Annotated in this window: 18 protein-coding genes; 14 read left to right on the top strand and 4 right to left on the bottom strand. The window is 70.1% G+C overall.

The features are described from left to right. Position 1 precedes the first annotated feature (1 nt). The 9 genes from V5P93_RS17450 (at position 2) to V5P93_RS17410 (ending at position 9,749) form a co-directional block, all read left to right on the top strand. A complete protein-coding gene (locus V5P93_RS17450; RefSeq protein WP_104479890.1) occupies positions 2 to 2,077 on the top strand; it encodes an ATP-binding protein in 2,076 nt (691 codons plus the stop codon). Beyond that, positions 2,077 to 2,373 carry a hypothetical protein gene (locus tag V5P93_RS17445; RefSeq protein ID WP_104479889.1) on the top strand — a complete coding sequence of 99 codons (297 nt, stop codon included), beginning with the start codon at positions 2,077 to 2,079 and terminating at the stop codon, positions 2,371 to 2,373. The genes V5P93_RS17450 and V5P93_RS17445 overlap by 1 nt, the downstream gene beginning before the upstream one ends. Positions 2,374 to 2,587: 214 nt before the next feature. Continuing rightward, a complete protein-coding gene (locus tag V5P93_RS17440) occupies positions 2,588 to 3,514 on the top strand; it encodes a hypothetical protein (protein WP_104479888.1) in 927 nt (308 codons plus the stop codon). Continuing rightward, positions 3,514 to 4,659 carry a hypothetical protein gene (locus V5P93_RS17435; RefSeq protein ID WP_104479887.1) on the top strand — a complete coding sequence of 382 codons (1,146 nt, stop codon included), beginning with the start codon at positions 3,514 to 3,516 and terminating at the stop codon, positions 4,657 to 4,659. Before V5P93_RS17440 ends, V5P93_RS17435 begins: the two co-directional genes overlap by 1 nt. A 689-nt stretch (positions 4,660 to 5,348) precedes the next feature. Beyond that, positions 5,349 to 6,182, top strand: a complete 834-nt coding sequence (locus tag V5P93_RS17430; protein WP_146108074.1) for a LamG domain-containing protein — start codon at positions 5,349 to 5,351, stop codon at positions 6,180 to 6,182. 312 nt (positions 6,183 to 6,494) lie between these two features. Then, on the top strand, positions 6,495 to 7,427 hold the full coding sequence (locus tag V5P93_RS17425; protein ID WP_146108073.1) for an XRE family transcriptional regulator: 933 nt from the start codon (positions 6,495 to 6,497) through the stop codon (positions 7,425 to 7,427). A 279-nt stretch (positions 7,428 to 7,706) separates the two neighbouring features. Beyond that, complete coding sequence (locus V5P93_RS17420; protein WP_146108072.1) at positions 7,707 to 8,069, top strand: hypothetical protein; 363 nt, start codon at positions 7,707 to 7,709, stop codon at positions 8,067 to 8,069. Between the two features lie 158 nt (positions 8,070 to 8,227). Continuing rightward, a complete protein-coding gene (locus V5P93_RS17415; protein ID WP_104479883.1) occupies positions 8,228 to 9,226 on the top strand; it encodes a helix-turn-helix domain-containing protein in 999 nt (332 codons plus the stop codon). 67 nt (positions 9,227 to 9,293) lie between these two features. Next, a complete protein-coding gene (locus V5P93_RS17410; RefSeq protein ID WP_104479882.1) occupies positions 9,294 to 9,749 on the top strand; it encodes a hypothetical protein in 456 nt (151 codons plus the stop codon). 181 nt (positions 9,750 to 9,930) lie between these two features. Here V5P93_RS17410 and V5P93_RS17405 read toward each other — a convergent pair whose 3' ends face one another. Beyond that, entirely contained in the window at positions 9,931 to 10,683 is a 753-nt protein-coding gene (locus V5P93_RS17405) for a GNAT family N-acetyltransferase (RefSeq protein ID WP_245931339.1), read from the bottom strand. Between the two features lie 399 nt (positions 10,684 to 11,082). On the opposite strand from V5P93_RS17405, the gene V5P93_RS17400 reads away from it, so the two are divergent. After that, positions 11,083 to 12,231, top strand: coding sequence for a hypothetical protein (locus tag V5P93_RS17400; RefSeq protein ID WP_146108071.1), 1,149 nt, complete (start codon positions 11,083 to 11,085; stop codon positions 12,229 to 12,231). 118 nt (positions 12,232 to 12,349) lie between these two features. Here V5P93_RS17400 and V5P93_RS17395 read toward each other — a convergent pair whose 3' ends face one another. Both V5P93_RS17395 and V5P93_RS17390 read right to left on the bottom strand, forming a co-directional pair. Then, the gene (locus V5P93_RS17395; protein WP_245931338.1) at positions 12,350 to 13,276 is read right to left on the bottom strand and encodes an alpha/beta fold hydrolase; all 927 of its coding nucleotides are present in this window, start codon (positions 13,274 to 13,276) and stop codon (positions 12,350 to 12,352) included. 116 nt (positions 13,277 to 13,392) lie between these two features. Next, on the bottom strand, positions 13,393 to 13,560 hold the full coding sequence (locus tag V5P93_RS17390) for a hypothetical protein (RefSeq protein WP_181043554.1): 168 nt from the start codon (positions 13,558 to 13,560) through the stop codon (positions 13,393 to 13,395). Between the two features lie 197 nt (positions 13,561 to 13,757). Between V5P93_RS17390 and V5P93_RS17385 the strand changes: the two genes are divergently transcribed. Then, positions 13,758 to 14,258, top strand: coding sequence for a type II toxin-antitoxin system VapC family toxin (locus tag V5P93_RS17385; RefSeq protein WP_146108070.1), 501 nt, complete (start codon positions 13,758 to 13,760; stop codon positions 14,256 to 14,258). A 309-nt stretch (positions 14,259 to 14,567) separates the two neighbouring features. On the opposite strand, the gene V5P93_RS17380 is transcribed toward V5P93_RS17385, so the two are convergent. Then, on the bottom strand, positions 14,568 to 15,863 hold the full coding sequence (locus V5P93_RS17380) for a helix-turn-helix transcriptional regulator (RefSeq protein WP_146108069.1): 1,296 nt from the start codon (positions 15,861 to 15,863) through the stop codon (positions 14,568 to 14,570). Positions 15,864 to 15,975: 112 nt separating this feature from the next. Here V5P93_RS17380 and V5P93_RS17375 point away from each other — a divergent pair, with 112 nt between their 5' ends. The 3 genes from V5P93_RS17375 to V5P93_RS17365 all read left to right on the top strand — a co-directional run bounded on the left by V5P93_RS17375 (position 15,976) and on the right by V5P93_RS17365 (position 20,801). Beyond that, complete coding sequence (locus V5P93_RS17375; RefSeq protein ID WP_219824008.1) at positions 15,976 to 16,539, top strand: PAS domain-containing protein; 564 nt, start codon at positions 15,976 to 15,978, stop codon at positions 16,537 to 16,539. Next, positions 16,445 to 17,803 carry a SpoIIE family protein phosphatase gene (locus tag V5P93_RS17370; RefSeq protein ID WP_342752272.1) on the top strand — a complete coding sequence of 453 codons (1,359 nt, stop codon included), beginning with the start codon at positions 16,445 to 16,447 and terminating at the stop codon, positions 17,801 to 17,803. Before V5P93_RS17375 ends, V5P93_RS17370 begins: the two co-directional genes overlap by 95 nt. 2,128 nt (positions 17,804 to 19,931) lie before the next feature. Further along, positions 19,932 to 20,801 carry an aspartyl/asparaginyl beta-hydroxylase domain-containing protein gene (locus V5P93_RS17365; protein ID WP_104479876.1) on the top strand — a complete coding sequence of 290 codons (870 nt, stop codon included), beginning with the start codon at positions 19,932 to 19,934 and terminating at the stop codon, positions 20,799 to 20,801. Positions 20,802 to 20,804: the final 3 nt, after the last annotated feature.

Raw genomic sequence — 20,804 nt, 5'->3', positions numbered from 1 at the left:
CATGGGCGACTTGGCCGCGGAGCACCTGCGCGTCCGACTGGCGGAGCTGCACCTGGCGCTGCGGGTGGCCGTCGACCGGCAGGCGAGGGCGGCAGCGGCGCTCACCCGCCCCGACCTGACGCCGTTCTGCGTCACGGACGAACAGGTGGCGGTCCTGCTGTCCCACGTGGACGCCACGGCCGAGGCCATGACCGAGCCGCCGACGCCACCCCCCGACGAACCCGAGTCCGAACGGCACCTGCGGCGCCTGGCCACGACGCGGGGCACCACCCTGCCCCTGGACTCCCTGGCGGACCGCTTCGGCCTGACCAGGTCCGAGCAGGACGCCCTGCTGCTCTGCGCGGCCCCCGAACTGGACCCGGGCTACGAGCGGATCTTCGCCTACGTGGTGGACAACCTGAACCGCCACGCGCCGTCCGTGGAGCTGCTGGTCGCGGTGCTCGCGGACACCCCCGCGACCCGCCTGGCCGTCCGCCGCGCGTTGGGTCCGACCGGTCGGCTCCGCCGCTACGGCCTCCTGCGCCCGCACGGCGAGTCGCCGGTGGAGCAGGCCCAGGAGCTGTTCCTCGGTGCCGGGGTCTTCGAGTTCCTGCTCGGCTGGGGCGGTGACGTGGGGTTGCTCGGCCACGACCCGGGCGAGGTCACCCCACCGGCCGGACGGATTCCCACGCCGCACCTCGACTCGACCCGGCTGACCGCGCTCGGCCAGGCCCTGGCCCGCGGCGACCTCGACGTCGTCGGCCTGTGGGGTTGTCCCGCCGACGGCCAGCTCGACGCGGCCCTGGCGCTGGCCCACGCGGCGGGGCGGCCGTTGCGGCGGCGGACCGGCGACCCGGCGGCCGACCTCCGCACGGCCGCCGCCCTCGACGCGATCCTCTGGCTCGACACCGACGACCCACCGGAGTTCACCGGGGCGTACCTCCACTCGCGGGTCCCGCTGTGCCTCACCGGCCTGGTCCCGTGGCGACCGCCCGCACTGCTGGCCGACCGCGCGTACGCCGAACTCACCCTCCCCGCCCCGACGTTCGAGCAGCGCCAGACCATGTGGACCGCCACCTTCCCGCTGCTGGCCGGGGAAGTCCTCGACGACCTCGCCGCCAGGTACCGCATGACCGCCGGTGACCTGCGCGCGGTCGCGGCCGTGGCGGCGGCCGACGCCCGGCTCTCGGGGGACGAGCACCCCGCCGCCGAGCACGTCGAACCCGCCATCGCCACGGTGACGCGGGGCCGCACCAGCGGCGCCGTCCAGTCGATCACCCCGCGGCGGACCGTCGAGGACCTCGTGCTCCCCGCCGCCCAGCTGCACCAGGTCGAGGAGATCGTCTCGGCGTGCCGCGCGTGGCCGCGGGTGGCCGAGTCGTGGGGTTTCGCGCACCGGTCGCCATCGTGTGGGGTGAAGGCGCTGTTCACCGGCGAACCCGGAACCGGCAAGACGATGACCGCGGAAGTGGTCTCCGGCATGCTGGGCCTGGAGTTGCTGAAGGTCGACCTCGCGCAGGTGGTCTCCAAGTGGGTCGGCGAAACGGAGAAGAACATCGAGGCCGTCTTCCGGCAGGCCGAGGACACCCGCGCCGTCCTGCTGTTCGACGAGGCCGACGCCCTGTTCGGCAAGCGCGGCGAGGTCAAGCACGGCACCGACCGCTACGCCAACCTCGAGGTCGGCTACCTCCTGCAGCGCCTGGAGGCCAGCGACGGCCTGGTCGTGCTGACCAGCAACCTCAAGGAGAACATCGACCCGGCCTTCACCCGCCGGTTCCACTTCGTCGTGCACTTCCCCCGCCCGGGCACCGACGAGCGCCACCGCCTCTGGCGGCAGGCGTTCCCGCCCGCCGCCCCCCTGGCCGCCGACGTGGACCTCGACGCCCTCCGCCGCCTCGACATGACCGGCGCGGGCATCGCCGCCGCGGCCCGCTCGGCCGCCCTCGCCGCCGCCGACCACGGCTCCCCCACCATCACCATGCGCCACCTGGTCCGCGGCGTGTCCCGGCAGTTCCAGCGGGAGGCCCGCCTGTTCCGCCCCAGCGAACTTGGCCCCTACGCCGGACTGCTGACCGACAACGGGACAAGGGGGTCCTGATGCACGACTTCCCGCCGCCGCAGCACCGCCCGGCCGTACCGGTGACGGCACAGGAACTCCGCACGGCCGCCGCGTCCGACCACGGCAAGCGACCACTGGTCCTGGTCCCCGCCGTCATCGGCAACGCCCAAGCCGCCCACACCGCCATGAACGGCCACAACAAAACCACGCCGTCCCCCACCGCGTCGGCCGTCGCCGCCGCCCAGGACCGCGTCGGCAACGCCGCCATCGCGGGCGCCATGATGCGCACGGTTCCCGTGGCCGTCCCGAGTTCGGAGAGCCACCCGGGCCACTAGGCGCGTCCCTTTCGGTCGCGGCGGGATCGGGTGGTGGTCCGGGTGCCGCACCACATCGCGCAATCGGCTCGGCCGGAACGCTTTCCCGAATCGCCTGCCATGAAATCACCGGAATGGACAATTCGTGGACGCCGGTTAACGAGCGCGGGCGCGGTGGCGATCTGCGATATGTCGACCACCGGCCGACTCGCCATCCACTCCTCGAAGGAGTCCCATGTCGAATCCGGCGTACCTGCCCCACTGGCAGGGCGGAGACCCGGACGCCGTCTACCAGAACAAGATCCTCCGACACGGTCAGGTCGAGACCTATTTCGACGAGACCGTGCTCGGCCGGAGTCTGTTCCGGCTGTTCATCAAGTCGTTCCTGATCATGATCCTGCCCACGGCCATCCTGACGAGCATCGACAGCACCGTCGGCTACAGCCTCATGGTGCCGTTGTGGTTCGCGGCTTTCCTGCTCAGCAGGGTCGCCGAACCGCTCGGTGAATGGCACGTGGTGCTCGCCGACCGCGGCGCCGCGGCGGACGCGGTGTACCGCATGATGAACGGCAAGATCGCCGAGCGGAAACTGCCGATCCAGTCGGTGGAGACCACGCGCAACCGCACCGGCTTCGGCTCGGTCGCCAACCGCCTCGTCCTCATCGACGGCTCCTACCGGGCCTACGTGACGGTGTTCGCCTACGGCACGAGCCTGTACCTCGGCTGGGTCATGTACCGCCACCGCCGCGGCGTGAACCTCGTCGTCCGCTTCTGGCTCGACCTCGTCGCCCGGATGACGGGCAGGCTCTCCGACATCGGCCAGATGCTGCGCACCCAGCGCCCGAGAGCGATGCGCGAGGTGATCCACGCGCTGTGCCGCGAGGGCATGTACGTGGCCATCGAGCGGGTCGAGGTGCCGGAGAACTACGGCTTCCCGAACGGCCTCCCGCCGATCGAGGACCTCCCCGGCGAGACGCCGACGGGCGCCGGTTGGGCGTCGCACGTGCCCCAGCAGACGGGGAGCCACCAGATGCCCGTCCACTCGGCACCGCCCGTTCCCGCGCCGCCGCCCGCTCCGCGGCCGCAGCAGTCCGGCCAGCACCGGGCACCGGGCGACCCGGGCGGACCCGGCGACCAGACCATGCCGACCCGGGGACAGTAGTGGAACACCCACCAGCGGTCGCGTGGACCGCGGACGGCGGCGCGGTGGCGGGATTGCGCGTCACCCGCGCCGCCGCGGCGGCGCAACACCCCGCCGCCCCGCCCACCTCTCCCGGCGAGACCGTCAACCAGTTCACGGGTTCCGCGGGCCAGCTCATGCAGGCCGGTTCGGTCGGCACGGTGGTGTTCAACAGCACGCCGGAACCGGCGGAACACCTCGCCGCCCCTTCCTGGGTGCGCTACCTGTGGGAGGTGGGCGCCCCACACGCCGCCCGCTTCGAGCTCCGACACCTGACCCACCCGCAGTCCAACCACATCAGCACCTACCTGCTCACCCGAGCGTCCACAGCAGACACCGCGGCAGCACTGACCGCAACACTGCGCCAAGCCCTCCCGGCACCCCTGCTCGGCCACCCCGTCGACAACGACGACGAACTACGCTGGACCCTCAGCCCGTTCCACCCCAACACCGCCGATGTCGTCGAAATCGGCAAAACCATCACCGCCTCCCGCACCACCCGCGGCGATTCCCCCAACCCGTGGCTGGCAGCCGTCACCCCGTGGCGCGCGGCCCCCGCCGAGACCTGGACCCGACTGTGGTCCACTTTGGCCTCGAGCCCGACCCCGATCCTGCTCTCCGTCGGCCTCCTCCCCTTCCGCGTGGGCGAGGGACTCCGCGCGAACCTCGCCGCCCGCGCCATCGAACTCGACTACCTGGCGCGCACCGGCCCGTCCCCCACCGGCGGCGTCTTCGGCAAACCCCGCCCACCGGACCAGTTCGCCGTGGCCGCCACCGAAGTCCTCACCGACGCGGTGCACCGCTACACCGACCGCGTCTTCCAAACCCGGGTCACCCTCGCGGGCGCGACCCCGCTCCCCGCCTGGCTCACCCACCAAGCCGCCGAAGCGGTGTCCCCCGGCGCCAACACCCCCGGCCTCCACTCCCGACCGGCGACCGTGGTCCACCCCTCCCCCACCGACCGCCCCACCGCCTGGCACAACGCGACAACCCTCGACTTCCGCCAACTCACCCCCACCGAAACCCTTCCCCCGGAAGCCATCGGCCCCGTAGAACGCCGCCTACTGGCGATCACGGACCTGGACGAAGCCGCCGCCGCCCTCCGCGCCCCTCGCGACCTCGGCTGACCACGCGTGGGGCCGCCAGGTTCTGGTTGGTGCCGTCGTCGAAGTACACGGTCGGCACCGTGCCCGCGGTCTGGCAGTTCTGGAAGGAACCCATGCTGTTCCACGGAATGAAGCAGTACCCGCAACTCCACATACCGGTGTAGTCCTCGTACTGGTACGCGCAGAACCACTCGTAGTTGGCCGACCGACCGGCACACTGCGGAATCAACGCCGGGTGAGTTGCGCGTCATTGCCAACCGAGAGCTGGCGATTCGCCCTACCGTCCGACCAAGTGAAGGCGACGCGCGTCTACTGCTTCCGCACCGACGAAGGGGCATTCGGCTACTTCGTGCCGCTGCGGTCAAGGCGGAAGGACCAGCGGAGATCAACTCCATCGACCTGCGCTGGGTGTTGTGGCACACCTCGACCGGGTGAGGTCAACCACCCACACGTAGCAACATCCACCGAGTCGCCATATCGCCACCACTGCTGGCCGGAGAGGAGTTCGGGCACCTGTCTGGCGCGTCCGGCAACCAGCAGTCCGGCAATTCGATCATTGACCGCGCTCCCGGCCATCATCGTCGACTTGGCCATTCCCGGGACTGCCGAAGTTCGTCGAGTGGGCGCCGCCGCAGTCTCGTTCGGGTGAACGGTGCGGGCAATAGTGCGCCCGACGGTTTCCCCGGCGACGGGCAAGGATACTCGACCGCGTGACCAAACGGAGGTTGATGGCGCTGTTCGGGGTGCTCGCCCTGGTCGCCTACCTCGGCACGACGACCACGATCAGCGCCTTCATCGCCCGCGTCAACAACACCAACGACACGATCACCTCCGCCGGGCCGACGTGCCATTCGGTACCGCTGGCCGACGGCGCCACCCGGCTCTACCCGCTGAACGAGTCGACGGGCGTGGTCGCCAACGACGAGAGCGCCAACCACGCGAACGGCACGTACCAGGGCGGCAGGCAGTCGCAGAACCAGACCGAGTACCCGTGCGTGCGGGAGCCCGACTGGTACGCGAACCTGGACCAGACGCACTGGGTGTCGACGCCGGGCACCTACAGCATCGCCCCGGGCAGCAGCACCAGCCAGGAGGCCTGGTTCAACACCTACAACAACCAGGGCGTCATCTGCGGTTTCGGCAGCACGCAAACCGGCCAGTCGCCGGCCAAGACGAACCTCCTCGCCCTCAACAACACCGGTGACCTCCTGTTCCTGGTCCAGGGCACGTCCACGACCTACGAACTGGTGAGCCCATTCGCCTACAGCGACGGCGGCTGGCACAACGTCATCGCGGTGCACGACGCGTCCTACGGCATCAAGGTCTACCTCGACGGGGCGCTGCTGATGCAGCAAGCGGGCGCCCACCCCGCCGCCATGACCGCCTACTTCCGCATCGGCTACGAGAACACCAACGGCTTCACCAACGGCTACGGCACGAACCAGACGCTGGCCCACTGGTGGGGCAGCATGGCGTTCGTGTCGTTCTACCCGTTCGCGCTATCGGCCGCGCAGGCCGCACGGCACTACCAGGTGGGCCCGTAGCCGGGCCGACCAGGTCGAGGGTGCCTGCGAGGTCGGCGACCGGGTCGCCAGACCTGACCCACCGCTACCCCGTGAGCCTGTTCCTGGCGGGTCTCGGCCGAGAGCCAGTTCGGCGCACCCGCCGAGCCCGCGAGCAACGTGGTGATCGCTTCGGACAACCCCCCACTCCGCGACCGCATCCAAGCCGGGATCCCCTGGGAAAGCCACCGCATCCGCCCAGCGCGATGTTCGAGGTCGACGCGATCGGCACACCGTAGGGCGTACCGGGTCATTGGTAGCCTGTGGCCCATGGGGCTCGGCAGGGGATCCGAGGTGGAATCGGCACGCTCGCCCGTGGAGTTCGTCCGCGCGATGGAGCAGCTGAAGGTCCGGTCGGGGTTGACCTACCGGCAGCTGGCCGACAACGCGGCGGAGCAGGGCTTGCCGCTGCCGCGCAGCACGATCGCCGACGCGCTGCGGCGGCAGTCGTTGCCGAGGATGGAGGTCGTGGCCGCCTTCGTGCGGGCCTGCGGCGGTGGCGAGGCGGAGATCGAGACCTGGCTGGCGACCTGGGCACGGATCGCGCGCGGCGGGACCGCGGAACCGGCCGAACCCGCTGACGACGTGGCCGATGACGCACCCGCCGACACGGAGCCACCCAGGGCGCGCCGGAACTGGTCGACGGTGGGCGCCGCGGCGGCGACCATCGTGGCGATCCTGGTCTTCGTGGTGCACCTGCTGGACACGTCCCCGTCGCGATCGGCCGACGAACCCATCCGACCCTTGTCCGGGGGACCCGCGGTGGCGCCGGTGACAGGGTGGGTACGGATCCACCCGGCTCAGGCGGACACCCTCTGCGTCGGCGAGGGGCACGACCGCACGGGCCGCTACCCGAGCGAGATAGCCGCGCTGCGTCCGTGCGCTGACGCGGAACCGCCGCGCACGCTGCTCCAACGCGCCCACGACGACCTCTACCGCGTCATGTGGGACCACCCGGTGCACGGACAGGGCTGCCTCACCGTGATCACCGGCGGCGTGGCGGCCAACCTCATCGAACCCCAGGACGGCTGCAAGGGCGAGAACTCCGCACAGCTGTTCCGGTTGGAACTCGCCGACTCGGGCATCCCCGACACCTATCGTTTGCGGCCCGCTGAGACCCGATTGTGCCTCGGCGTGCGCTACGACACCATCGCCCCGGATACGGAAATCGCCCAAGAAACCTGCACCGGTGGCGCGGACCAGAGTTTTCACATCGAACGCCGGTAGGTCGCGTTCGGGCCGAGGGGCGGCCCGTCGGGCCGCGCATTCGGGGGACGGACAGGGCTGTCCGAGCAACCGGACAAGTCCCGCCGACCAGGCCGGACGTGGCACCGCTGTCCGGGACAGCCCGGATCACTGGCCGCACGACCAACGCTTCGCCAGGCTGGAACCGACGGGTCCGGCGACGCCCCGACCCGTCGCCCGACAGCGGCTCGGAAATGACATCCGAGTTCCGCGCGACGAGCAATCCTGTTCCGCTCCAGTGTGATCACGGAGGAATTCCCGATGTTCAGAAAGACTACGGTCGTCGCGACCATGGTGGTGACGATCGGGATGGCGGTTGCCACCTCGGCGGAGGCAACCACCTCGAGCGGGGACACCAGCCAAGCGGCCTGCGGTGTCTCCGCACCGGACAAGGACAACAAGCCCAACCACACCGCGCTCCGGACGAGGCACTCGCTGTTCACGGGTCCGTCGGAGACGTGCGCACACCCCAACTGGGCCGAACCAACCGACAACCTCGACTACTACTGCTGGGCCAGTGGTGACGGCGGCACCTGGACCTACCTCAGGAACGCGCGCACCAACCAGGTCGGCTGGATCCTCGACGAGTACCTCACCGACTGGGGCAGCGTCGTCGCCTGCTGATCTCGTGTGACCTGCGCCGGCGGCCCGATCACCTGTCGGGCCGCCGGACTGACCGGTCGGCCGGGACGTGCGCTCCGCCGCCGGTGGCAGTTGCCTGGGTGCTCGTCGTCAGCGGACGAGCGCGCTGGTCCGCGAGGGACACCTGACTTGGGGGAGTCGTGTTCAGTGAGTTCAGCACCGAGGAGTTCGCGCCGGAGGACCGGTTCGACAGCTGGGTCGAGCTGGGTGCGCGCTCGTTGACCCCGACGTTCGTGCGGAGCCCCGAGGAGGCCGACTTCCGCGCCACGATGCGCACACTCGTGCTCGACGAGTTGGTGGTGTCGGCGTTGACGTTCCCCTCCGTCCAGGTGAGCAGACCCGCGAAGTTGATCCGCCGATCAGACCCCGAGGCATACCAGGTCAACCTGGTGCTCGACGGCACCGCTCGCATCGGGCAGGCAGACCGGGAAGCGGTGTTGGGCGGCAGCGAGTTCACGCTCTACGACACCTCGCGGCCGCTGTCCGCCAGGCGGTCCTGCCCGCCGGGCGGTTCGGTGCTCTTGGTCCAGGTGCCGAGGACGCGGTTGCCCGTACCCGCGAACCTGGTCAGCGATCTCACCGCGGTGCCGTTCAGCGGTCGGGGCGGGATCGGCGCCGCCTTCGCGCGGTGGCTGGTGGACCTCACCGGCCGCGCCGACGAGTTCACGGCCGACGACGTGCCCGCGCTGGCCTCGGTCACCGTCGACCTGCTGGCCGCGACGCTCGCGATCCCGGTGCGCGCCGAGCGGGCGCTGACGCCGGAGAGCAGGCGAAGGGCGTTGCGGATGACGATCGACGAGTACGTCGAGCGACACCTCGCGGAGCGGGCGTTGACGCCCGCGGCGGTCGCGGCGGCGCACCACATCTCCCTGCGGGGACTGCAACAGCTGTTCGCCGCCGACGGCACGAGTCCGGCCGACTGGATCCGCCGCCGACGGCTCGAACGCTGCCGTCGAGACCTCGGGGACCCCCTCCTGGCCGGAATCCCCGTCCACCGGGTGGCCGCCCGGTGGGGACTGGTCGATCCCGCGCACTTCAGCCGGAACTTCCGCCGGGCCTACGGGGTGACGCCTGCCGAGTACCGCGCGGAGGCCGCTTCGCGCGTTTCGCCAAGGGCGTTGCGCGAACCGACAAGGTGAACCACCCACCGGGCGGGCAGAGTCAGTGGTGAGGCGGGGATCCGCCGCGAACAGGGGGATGATTCCGATGGGTGTTGTGGTAAACCGACTGATCACCGCGGGCGCCGCGGCCGTCGCGCTGACCGCCGGGTCGACGCTCGCGTCGCCCGCCGCGCAAGCCGCGACGGGCTGGAACCTGGCGTCGGGCTGGAACGCCACCGGCACGCAGGCCGACGTGGTCGGGGTGTGGGAGCGCGGCACGGCGACGTTCGTCAACGGCAACCTGGAGGTCACGGTCACCGTCACCGACACGAAGACCGACAGCCACGGCGCCCGCGGCTACTTCCGCTGGCGCTACATCACCGGTGGCTTCTCGGCACCGCTCAGCGTGAGTTCCTCGGGGAAGGACGACACGAACTCCAGGACGTTCAGCTACAACCGCAACAACGTGGACCAGTGGGACCCGTTCGAGGTCAAGGAGTGCCTGACCGAGCAGGGCGGCGACTACAGCTGCGGTGACTGGGACGTGCCCGCCTACTCGTAGCGCGATTCCGGGGACGAGCGCCCAGCCCGGCCGTACCACGCTCCTGTCGCCGTGGACTCGGTCCGGGCCGGGCGTCTCCGCCGTGCCACTCAAGTCTGGAGTGGACAGTCCGCAACCCGTTTCCGTGCGCTGGGACATTCGCCTCACCGCAACGGATGACCCGAGGCCGCGACTGCCTCGCTCACAGCAGGTCGAATGGGCTGGCATAGGAGAAGCAGCCGGTCACACCGTCGTACTGGGTGAGGGGCCGGACCTGGAAGTAGTCACCCCACGATGGGTCCGGCGCGACTATCTCCATCGACCGGGAGGGGACGAAGCCGAATCGGTGGTAGAAGCCAGGGTCGCCCACCAGCCCGACCAGAGGCTCGCCGAGCGCGTCGGCGGCACCCAGAACGGCGTGCATCAGGGCAGTCCCGACACCGGCTCGCTGCCGGTGTGGGAGAACGCTCAACGGCCCGAGACCAAGAGCGGGCCGCGCATCCACATGGGCACGTGTAGCGACGACGTGGCCGACCACGACGTCGTCCTCGACCGCGACCAACGACAGCCGCGCAACCCAACCGGCATCCTCGCGCAACCGCGAGACCAGGGTCGCTTCGCCCGGATCCCCACCCGGCTCCACCGGCGGTGCGCTATGCGCGACGCCACGGAACGCGGCGGCCGTGACCGCGCGGATCACCTCAACATCATCGGGAAGCTCACGTCGAATCATCACCGGGCAACCATCGGACTCTTCGCCGATCCTCGTCAAGGCCATTTGGCGGCCGGCGGTGGAGTCCATCAGGTGGCCAGCTTCCGCAACCCGGCTGACCATCGATCCCGCGTGCTCGTGCCAGCCGTTGATGTCGCACGAGGCCGGCTCGACGACCACCAGGAACGCGGGCTCCGGCCGCCACACGGGATCGGGGTGGGAGATGTGGACAAACCCGTCCACCAGGCTCCCAACGTCACTCGATCGTCGCCAGAACGGGTCAAGGCTGGGCCGTCATGGCGAGTTGGGGCGCAACGTCCGCCACTCACCGGACGGCATGGGAAGAGAAGAGGGTGGCGAGGTGCCGGTGCGGTTCACCGCGTTGTCGGCTCGGGCGATCGTGCTGGCCGAGCTCCGCTGCTGCCGCCTAGGCCACCGCCTGATGACAAATGACTCTCACGGCGCGGAAAAAGCCAGCAACCCGAGGCAACCTGCCTTGCACCCAAACGTCTCCTCTGAGGAGGCGTGCGGTGAAATGCGCGACTGCCGCATTCCCCGAATGGGCGCTGTTTCCTCTCCTGGGCGCGCGCCACACTGTAGTCGGAGGGAACTACAGGGGAGGCATGAATGCCAAGAAAATCTTTGACAGCAGGCGTAATCGGAACGCTGACGGCAACGCTGCTCGTCGCCGTCGCGCAGCCGAGCGCCGCGGGGACGAGCGCGCCGGTCGAGCTGGCTCGGGGCGGAGCGAACGAGAGCGTCTCGTTCGACGTGAACTCGTCGGATGTCTCGGTGGGCGCGGTGGAGTCGAACGGGTGGCAGGCCCCGGCGCGGTGGGACCGTCGCGGCAGGCTCACGGTGCTGCCCTCGCTCGAGGGCTTCCCGGGTGCGCAGGCGACCGCCATCAACGACGCGGGGCTGACCGTAGGCTACGCGTACGGGCCGGACTACGCCGTTCGCCCGCTCACCTGGGACCGCGACGGCAATCGCACCGAACTCACCGTCCCCGGTTACGCGAACGCGGAGGCCGAGGCCGTCAACGAGCGCGGTGTCGTCATGGGGGAGGTTTTCACCTCCGGTAGGCGATTCCGCTCGGTCCGCTGGGACAACGGCCGAGCCGCCCTGCTGCCCCCGTTGCCCGGCCACACCAACACCAGCGGGGTGTCACTGCTCGACGACGGCACCATCATCGGTTCCTCCTCCACCGACTCCCCCGGCGAGACCACGGTGGTTCCCGTCCGCTGGAACCGATCCGGCGCGGCGACCCCGCTGCCCGTGCCCGACGGCGCCACCCGGGTGACCGTCTACAGCGCATCCGCGACCGCCGCGTTCGGTTATGTGTTCAACCCCAACGCGGATGGCTACTTCGTCCGCTGGGACCTGGCCCACGGCAACGCCCTCACCCGCCTCGCCCCGCTGGAAGAGGGCGCCCTGCTCGTTCCCCAGGCCGTCAACGACCGCGGCGTCATCGCGGGCTACTCCTACAAGGACGGTGTCCCGACCGCCGTCACCTGGGACCGTGTCGGAGTCCCGACCCGGCTGCCCGCCCTCCCCGGGGCGAGCACCGCGGCCGACATCAACGACTCCGGCGAATCGGTGGGCAGCGCCAACGGCCACAGCGTGGCGGTCTGGAGCGCTCGGGGCAAGATCACCCCGCTCGAACCCGTTCCCGGTGCCGGGAGCACCTACCCCCGCGAGATCAACGAACGCGGCTCGGTCCTCGGCTTCGCCATGGTCCAGAACGGCAGCGGCTACGCCAACCGCGCGTTCCTCTGGCCCGCGCACCGCTGAACCCGGCCACCCGGCGGCACACGTGCCGCCGGGTGGTCCAGGTGAGGTGCTTGAGCAGACGGTGCGGTTCGCGGCCGCGCGGGTGCGGCATAGGCCGTTCACCCCGTGGTCCGGGTGGTCAGTGCCGGTTGGTCCGGAAGAAGTTCAGCAGCACGGGGTTGACCACGTCCGACCGTTCCCAGTGGACGTTGTGCCCGCACTCGTTGGCCACCACGGTGCTCACCCTGCGGAAGTGCCCGGCCAGCAGACGCTGCACCGGCGGTGCGGTGTGCGGGTCGGCGTCCCCCCACAGCAGCAGGGTGGGCACGGTGAGCCGTGCGATCACGGCCCAGTCCAGCGAGGTCGCCCTGGGCTGGATGATCCCGTCGGGCCCGGCCCGGTGGTGGATGTCCAGCCACCTGGCCACACCGTCCGGGTCGGTCGCGCGGTAGGACGGGCCCAACTCCCGGAAGTGGATGGGCAGCGCGTCGACCTCGGGCGACCGCAACCGCCCCACCATGTCCTGGTAATCCTGCTCCTGGACCTGGAGCACGCACGCGCCGATCACCAGGCTGCGCACCCGGTCCGGGTGGTTGAGCGCGTAGTCCATCGCGTACCAGCCGCCACCGGCGACGCCGACGACGTGAAACCTCCCGACGCCCAGGAAGTCCACGAGGTCGTGCAGGTCCTCGATGCCGGTCCTCGGGTCGTTCGGGTCCTGCACCGGCGAGTTGGCGTACCCCCGACGCGAGTAGCCGATGACCCGGTACCCCGCCCGGGCGAGGTACGACTGCTGGTACGGCCAGCTCTCGCCACTGCCGCTCAGAGCGTGCAGCAGAACCACCGGCTCACCGTGCCCGCCGGTGTCCCAGTACCACAGCCGCGCCCCGGGCACCTGGAACAAGCCCTGGGTAGCCGGAACCTGCTCAGGCACCGGGATCGGGCGCACCGGGCTGCCGGGGCCCGGGACCGGAACGCCCGGTGGGTGCGCGTCGGCGGTCCCGCCGACCAGGACCGTGCCGCCCAGGGCGAGCCCGGTTCCCTGCAACAGGGTCCGGCGGGACATCGGAAGCGAAGGGTTCGGATCGGCCTCGGCGTTGCCCATGTGACCTCATCTCGGGTGACCGGTCCCCGCCGACGTGCCGGACGTGCCGAGGCGCCGAACCACCGGCGCATCGGTGGTCACGTGCCGAGCCGGACGGGTGCGGCGACCCGGTCGAGCACGCCGTTGTAGGCGCGCGGCGTATTCGGATTCGTCTTCACCCTCAGCGAGTCGAGGAAGGAGTCGACCGACGTGCGCACGGTCTTCCCGCCGCTGGCCCCTGTCCGCCGGGTCTGCGGCTCCGTCACCGTCGCGACCATGAACCGGCCTCCCCGACCTACCGGGTAACGCGCGTGAGTGGCGCGGCGACCGCCGGTCGGGCCGCCACCCCGCTGCTGTGGATCAAGCTACCGGACAATGATCGTTTATCACGCGCCTCGCGTCCAGTAGGGCCATCCGTCCGTATTCACGATCGGCGTAGAGGCTTTGCGATCGTCGGAAATCTGTGCGCAGAGCGTCAGACATGGTGAGACCAGACATTCTCGGCGATCTGCGCGACGTCGTGATCCCGATGCCCGACTCCACCGGCCGCCCGGTCGCCGCCACCCGCACCGGCTGCAAGACCAACACCGGCCCGCACGCGGTCATCGCCGCGTTCAGCCAACCCGGCGGCGGGTTCGACGTCGCCCGCACCACCCTGTGCGACGGCTGCTATGGCCACTCCTTGCGCGATGTCAGTGCGGGCACGCGCACCGGGGCAGCAGCCATGAAGGCACACGATCGGATCACCGAGACGAAAATACGGCTTCTGGGTGACCGGGTGTCGTGCCGCACCGCGTGGCGGATCGCCCGCAGGCACGGCAGGGACACGCTCAGGGACGCCGGGTACATCGCGGTCGCCACACTCCAGGCAGATGCTTTGATCACCGTGGACGCACGCCTCGCAGCCTTGGCTCGAGACACCGGGACGGTCGCCGACATCGGTGACCTGGTTGCTCCTGGATAGTGGTCGCCCGCGGGCTATACCGGGCTGAACCGCTCCACAGCATTCTCTCCCGGGTGTTGCCGGCAGACCGCGAAAGCGCTGCACGCGCCAGAGGTGAAATGGTTTCCTCCACAGGAGGCCGAGCCCGGCCGCGGTCTCCCGCCCCATGTCATCCGCGGTGGCAGGGCCCTTCGAATGTCGCAAGTAGACGTTAAGGGCGCTCGACAGGCGCGGATCCCAGCCTGCGGGCGGCAATTCCGGTGCCCTGGCCGTGCTCAGGTCGTCGCTCGCCATGACGACTGGAAGGTGGCAAAGCGAGGCCGGGCGGGGTCAGTTGTTCCGCAGCGTGTGCGAGGGGAGTTCGTCGAAGACTTCTCGGTAGTAGGCGGCGAACGCGCCCGGTCTGCTGAATCCCCAGCGCGCGGCGATGCCCGTGACGGTTTCCTGGCCCGGGACCGCGGCGCGCAGCTCGGCGCGCACGTGGTCGAGTCGGACGCGGCGCAGGTACGCCATCGGGGTGGTGTCGAGGTGGCGGCGGAAGGCCAGCTGCACGGCGCGGACGGTGACCCAGGCAGAGCAGGCGATGTCGGCGACGCTGATGTCCTGGTCGGCGTGGGCCTCGATGTACGCGATCGCGGTGCGCAGCGTCCGGGGGGTGGCGTCGTGGCGGTCCTCGATCGTGGGGTCGGTGCGCGCGGTGTTGGCGAACGTGGCCAGCGCGGCGGCCGCCAGCAGCCGCGCCGCGTTGCCCACGACCAGGGGGTGCGCCAGCACCTCGGGGTTGGCGAGCAGGTCGTCGCGCAGGTGGCGGCAGGTCGACCGCCAGTACGCCGCGGCCGCGGCGGAGACGGCTTCGTGGCCGGTGACCCGGATCGGTCCCGACCGGTCGGACTCGGTGCGCGCGACGTGTTCGAGCGTCGCGGGTTCGATCACGGCCACCCGGAACACCCCGTCGTCGACCGCCGCGCGGTACGGCAGGTCGGGCTGCGCGGGCAGGAACACGTCCCCGGCCCCGTACCGCCGCCACGCGCCCCCGGCGCCGCACGCGACCCGGCCGGATTCCAGCTCGCTGAACACGTACTTGCCCAGCGGGGCGACCTCGGCGTCGAACCCCATCCGGAACCCCACGCCGTCGAGCCGGACCCCGCCGACGGGCACCGACGTCATCCACATCCCGCACCGCGCACCGCGAGCCCTGATCCGCACGGTCGCATAGCTGTCGCTGAGCACCTGCTCGGCGACCTCCGGGTCCACGATGTCGGCCGACGGCGCCTCGGCGGGGGCCTCGGACCCGCCGATCGCCTCCTCGACCCGGCCGTACACGGCCACCAGGGTCTTCGGGTCGGCCAGGTCCAGGGCCACCCGCGCCGCGGCACCGGGCTGGAGCACGACCGCGCAGCGGATCCCCCGGGCGACGCCCACCTCGGCGAACGCCACCACGGTTCGCGCCATCCGCGCGGACACCACCCCGACGGCCCGGGCGTCGAGCACCACCGACGTTCGCGCGGTCAGGAGGCCGCGGGCATCGGCCAACATCCGGTGCAGCCCGGCCTGGTCCGAGTCGCCCACGTCCGGCGGCAGGGTCAACACCAGCGACCGCCCGGTCCGCGAGGGGAGATGCGCCACAAGGCCACTCTCACACACCCGGTACCGCACCGCCGAAGTGTGTCGTTTTGCCGATGTGTTGGGAGGGTAACGATTCACCGACGGCGACGCCAAGCGGAAGGGTCCGGGTCAGGTGTCGGACCACGGCGACGGTGACGAGGCCCTCGACCGGCTGGTGGGCAAGCCGGTCGAGGTGCGAGACGTGTTCGACCAGATGCCGCTGTTGGTGCTGGCGTTGGGCGGCCCGGAGCTGCGGCTGGTCGCCACCACGGCGGCGTACCGGGAGCACTCGGGACGGCAGAACGTGATCGGGCTCCCGATCCTGGAGGTGTTCGGCGGGATCGTCGAGCAGCAGATCTTCCAGATCTTCGAGCGCACCTACCGGACCGGCGAACCCGCGTCGGTGCGCGAGCTGCGAGCGCACTACGACCACGACGAGCTGGGCCGGGTCGAGACCTTCATCGACTTCACCGTCTTCCCGCGCCACGACGCCGAAGGCACCGTCGTCGGGGTCACGATCAACGCGGTCGACGCCACTGAGCGAGCCCGCGGGCGGCGACTGGTTCGACGCCATCCCCCTGGACGACGGCCGGATCGCCTTGGTGGTGGGCGACGTCGTCGGCCACGGCGTCGCCGCATCAGCCACCATGGGCCAGTTGCGCGTGCTGCTGGCCGACCGCCTGGCCGCCACCGGTGACGTCCTCGCCGCGCTTCAGGCCGTCGACGCGGCCACCGACCGCATCCGCGGCTCCCACGCCGCGACCGTCTGCGTGGTGATCCTCAACCCCCGCACCGGCGAACTCCACTACAGCACCGCCGGGCATCCGCCGCCGCTGGTCGTGCCCGCCGACGGCGAGGCACGGTTCCTCGCACCGACCGGGACCGGCCCCCTGGGTGTCGGCGCACACCGCGGGCCCAACGCGGTCGGCGACGAGCGCCTCAAGCCGGGTGACCTGGTGCTGCTCTACAGCGACGGCATCCTGGAGCGCCCCGGGCGGGAAGTCGCGGAGAGCACGGTCGAGCTGGCACGGGTCGCCGCGGACGCCACCGCCGACCGCGTCATGCGGGGCGACGTCGCGCTCGCCGTCGAACGGGCCTGCACGCAGACGGTCGAGCTGCTGACCAGGGTCACCGGCCACACCGACGACATCACCCTGCTGGCCGCCCAGCTCACAAAGCCACCGAAACCCTTCGGCCGCACCGTGCTCGCGACCCACGACTCCCTCCCCGCGCTGCGCCGCGCCGTCGACGAGTGGCTGGCCGAAGCGGACGTGGACCAACCCGACAGCGACGCGGTGCGGCACGCGGTGATCGAACTGGCCGCGAACGCCACCGAACACGCCCACATCGACTCACCCGACCCGCACAGCTTCACCGTCACCGGAGAACTCTCCGACACCGGCGTGCTCTCGATGCGCGTCACCGACCAGGGCCGCTGGCGCGAACCACGCCCCTCCGCGGACCGCGGCATCGGCCTGCACATGACCAGGAAACTGGTAGCCACCCTGCGCGTCGAGCACGACGAACACGGCACCACCGCCACCATCGGCCTGCGGCTGACCAGACCGGCAAAACTGATCACCGCCGACGACACCACATTTCGCGCACCGACCCACGCACCGCAGTCCGCTCCACTTCTGGTACTGGAACAACCAACCACCACACCAAGAATCCGCGTCGACGGCCCTATCGACGCCACCACCGCGTCCACAGTGGAACACCAAATCCTCACCGGATCCACCGGCGCGCGGTCGCTGACCATCGACCTGACCGGCGTGACCCACCTCGCCAGCGCGGGAGTCGCCGCGCTGCACCGGCTCACCGCGCTGCACCGGGACAACAACACCGAACTACGCCTCTACGCCCGATCCGGCACCAACGCCGACACCATCCTGACCCTGGTCGCCCTCCCCCACGCGACCCAAGACCCCGACACCCAGCCGGCAGACAACGACATCTAACTCGCCCCGACCACGGCTCGGAGTCGCCCTACACGATGTCCGGAGTCCGACTCGATGGGACTCGAGACTTTCGAGCACAAACACCAGATATGCCAACCGAAACACCACACCCACGATCGCGCCCAAGCACCGACAGCGGGCGGTCACCGCGGCTCGGCCAACCGCTCGACCAAGCGGACGTCGTCGAACCGGGCCACCACCCGCTCGGCGTTGCGGAGGAACCACGCTGACACCGGGTCCGGTACGCCTGGACCCAGTCGAATAGCTCTTCGACCACGCCCCGCAGGTCACTCCCGGCGGCCCGGTGGTGCAAGTGGACCGACACAGCGTGGTCGAACCCGCGTGCGACCGCCACCACCGGCAGCCGAGTGGACCGAGCCAGGTGGTCGCCTCGACCACCGGATCCCGTTTCCCTTGCGGCAGTTCGTCCCCCACCGGACCTGGCCGCGCGGCCGGGCCACGGTCAGCGGCTCCGACTCGCGGGCAAGGAAATCGCCGAACGCAGCCGCCGGCCGCCGGGGTACACGGGCGTCAGCGGCACGTCCTCCGCCACGAGCCACCCGATCAGCCAGTCGAACGCCAACTCCCGCTCGCCCCGCGCCGCAGCACCAGGGTGGCCCTGGCCAGCGAATCGGGCAGGTCGGACCGTGCTCGACCAACCACCGTGAGTCACCCGTGACGGTGCGCCCATCACAACCCGCTCGGATTCGACCATCGCCATTTCACCAGCATTTCGACGGACGCCAAAGCGAGGCGAAAGGCTTGGGTACAAAGCGGTTTCTCCCAATCGCGCCGTGGCGGTGACGCCTGTGCGGGTGCCGATAACCAACTCGATGGCCCTGACCTGCGAGCCGGTAAAAGTGCTTCCCCGGCAGGGGCGTGCTTTTCGAATCGTGCGGGTGGAGGTGCTCGCGGTTGCTCCGCCCCGGCCGCTCCAGCACGTGCATTCCCCACCAAACGCACCGGGTCCGTCCCGTTCGGAGCCGAGTCCGTCGGCCGCCCTGGAGTACTGCTCGGCCGCACGACGCCCCTCGGCGTCGAGCCAGGCGGCTCAGGCCACATCCGCCGCGTCCTCTTCGGACCAGCCGCCCAGTGCCAGGGACCGACCGCGCACCTGGTCACAATGAGCCGCCTGATCGCAGCCGGGGTTCCCTCCGCGCCCATCGACGTCATGGAAACAACGACTCCCCGACCGCCCGATCCGCCGCGGGCCTCCCCATCACCGCCATCCGCCTCCTGTCGACGGTGTACCTGGCCACAGCGCTGGTCACCCGAAGCCTCGGCACCGGAGACGTCAACTCGCCGGGCCACCAGCCGCCGCGTGGAACAACCGGACCTCCTCATGCCCACCACCGCGCCAGCGTGGCACTCGCCCCGGTTCCCTTCGCGCACCCAACCCGCCACCGCACGCCACGGCTCCGGCTCGGCGATGTCGGCGGACGCCGCTCCGGCGACCGCCGCCGAGTCGATCATCGCCCCGACCTCGGCGCGGGTCGCCGCGCGCCATCGGCGCCGCGTCCCGCTCCTCCCGGTCGGACGGCCGCGGGTCAGCCCAGTGGAGCTCCGACGGGGCCGGGCAGTCCCCCGACTCGGCCCGCCTTCGCACGAAACCCGACATTCCGCTTATCTCGGCAAACTCACCATGCGGAAGGAATTTCCCCACCACATACACGGAGTGCGAATAAAGACCCGCACAATCCGTAACCGTACCCGCGCTGTGCGTGACCGGTCCGCCCTTTCAAGAGTTCGCACACAGGTCAACCCTTATTGGCGTAAAATCTCCGCCGTGTGGCATGTATCACACCGTCGCGATCTTTAGTCCATAACCGCTTACACGCTGGTAGTTTTTGATCACGACACCGAATAGCATTCGCCGCTATCTCCACAGTCAAGACGTGGGGACAGCGGTCAGCGCATGTTCCGTCGAGGGGGGAACGCGTTAGATTCTCGCATGGCGGAGCTGGGGCCGCCTTCAGCGGACACGGCGGACAACGCGCGGCGGCGTCGTCGCGGATCCGACCGGCGTGACCCGGTCTTGTGGTGTATAGCGCCCTGAATGGGTGTTCCCGCTTCTTTCGGCCACCCTCGGCCACGTCTGAGGACTTCCATCGATTTGGAGACTGTGCTAATGCGCTCCCACATCCTGGGAAAGATCGAACTCGATCAGCAGAGACTCAAACTCGACCTCGACTACCTGGAGACCGTGCCCGTCGTGCAGGAGGAGTACGACGAGTTCAGCAACGGGTACTGGAAGAACATCCCGCTGTGGAACGCCTCCGGCCAGGCCGACGACCGGCTCTACCGCGACATCGAGGGGGGTGCGGTGGCCACCGAGCACACCGCGCGGACCCCTTACCTCAGCGAGATCGTCACCTCCGTGTTCAACACCGCGCACCTGCAGATGGCCCGCACGCGCAACCTGAAGAACGCGGTCGTGATCCCGCACCGCGACTTCGTCGAACTCGACCGGAATGCGGACTTGTATTTCCGCACGTTCATGGTATTGGAGGAGAGCCCGCGCGCCTATCACTCGAACGAGGACACCGTGGTGCGGTTCCGCCCCGGCGAGATCTGGTTCCTGGACGCGGCATCCGAGCATTCAGCGGTAAACCTATCTGAATTGTCGAGGCAGTCACTCTGTGTCGATTTCGCATTCGACGGCCCATTCGACGAGAAGGAGATCTTCGCCGACCCGACGGTCTACAGCCCAGGTGGCGAGCCTGAGTTCGTGCCACGCAAGCCGTTCACCTCGGAGACCCGCGATCGCATTCTTTCGCTGGCCAACGTGCTGGAGCGCGACAACTTCCGCGACGTCCTGTTCATGCTCTCCAAGGTGCACTTCCTCTACGAAGTACACCCGGCGCAGACCTACACCTGGCTGGTAGACATCGCCAAGGCGACCGGTGACGAGAAGATGGTCACCAAGGCCGAGCAGATCAGGGCGTTCGCGATCGACGCGCGCGCCTTGACCGATCGCTTCTCGCTCACCTCCTGGTGATCC

This window comes from Actinokineospora auranticolor, from assembly GCF_041897805.1.
Taxonomy (GTDB): Bacteria; Actinomycetota; Actinomycetes; order Mycobacteriales; family Pseudonocardiaceae; genus Actinokineospora; species Actinokineospora auranticolor.
Note: the sequence above shows the minus strand (reverse complement) of the source record. Positions and strands in the feature narration are given on the sequence as shown.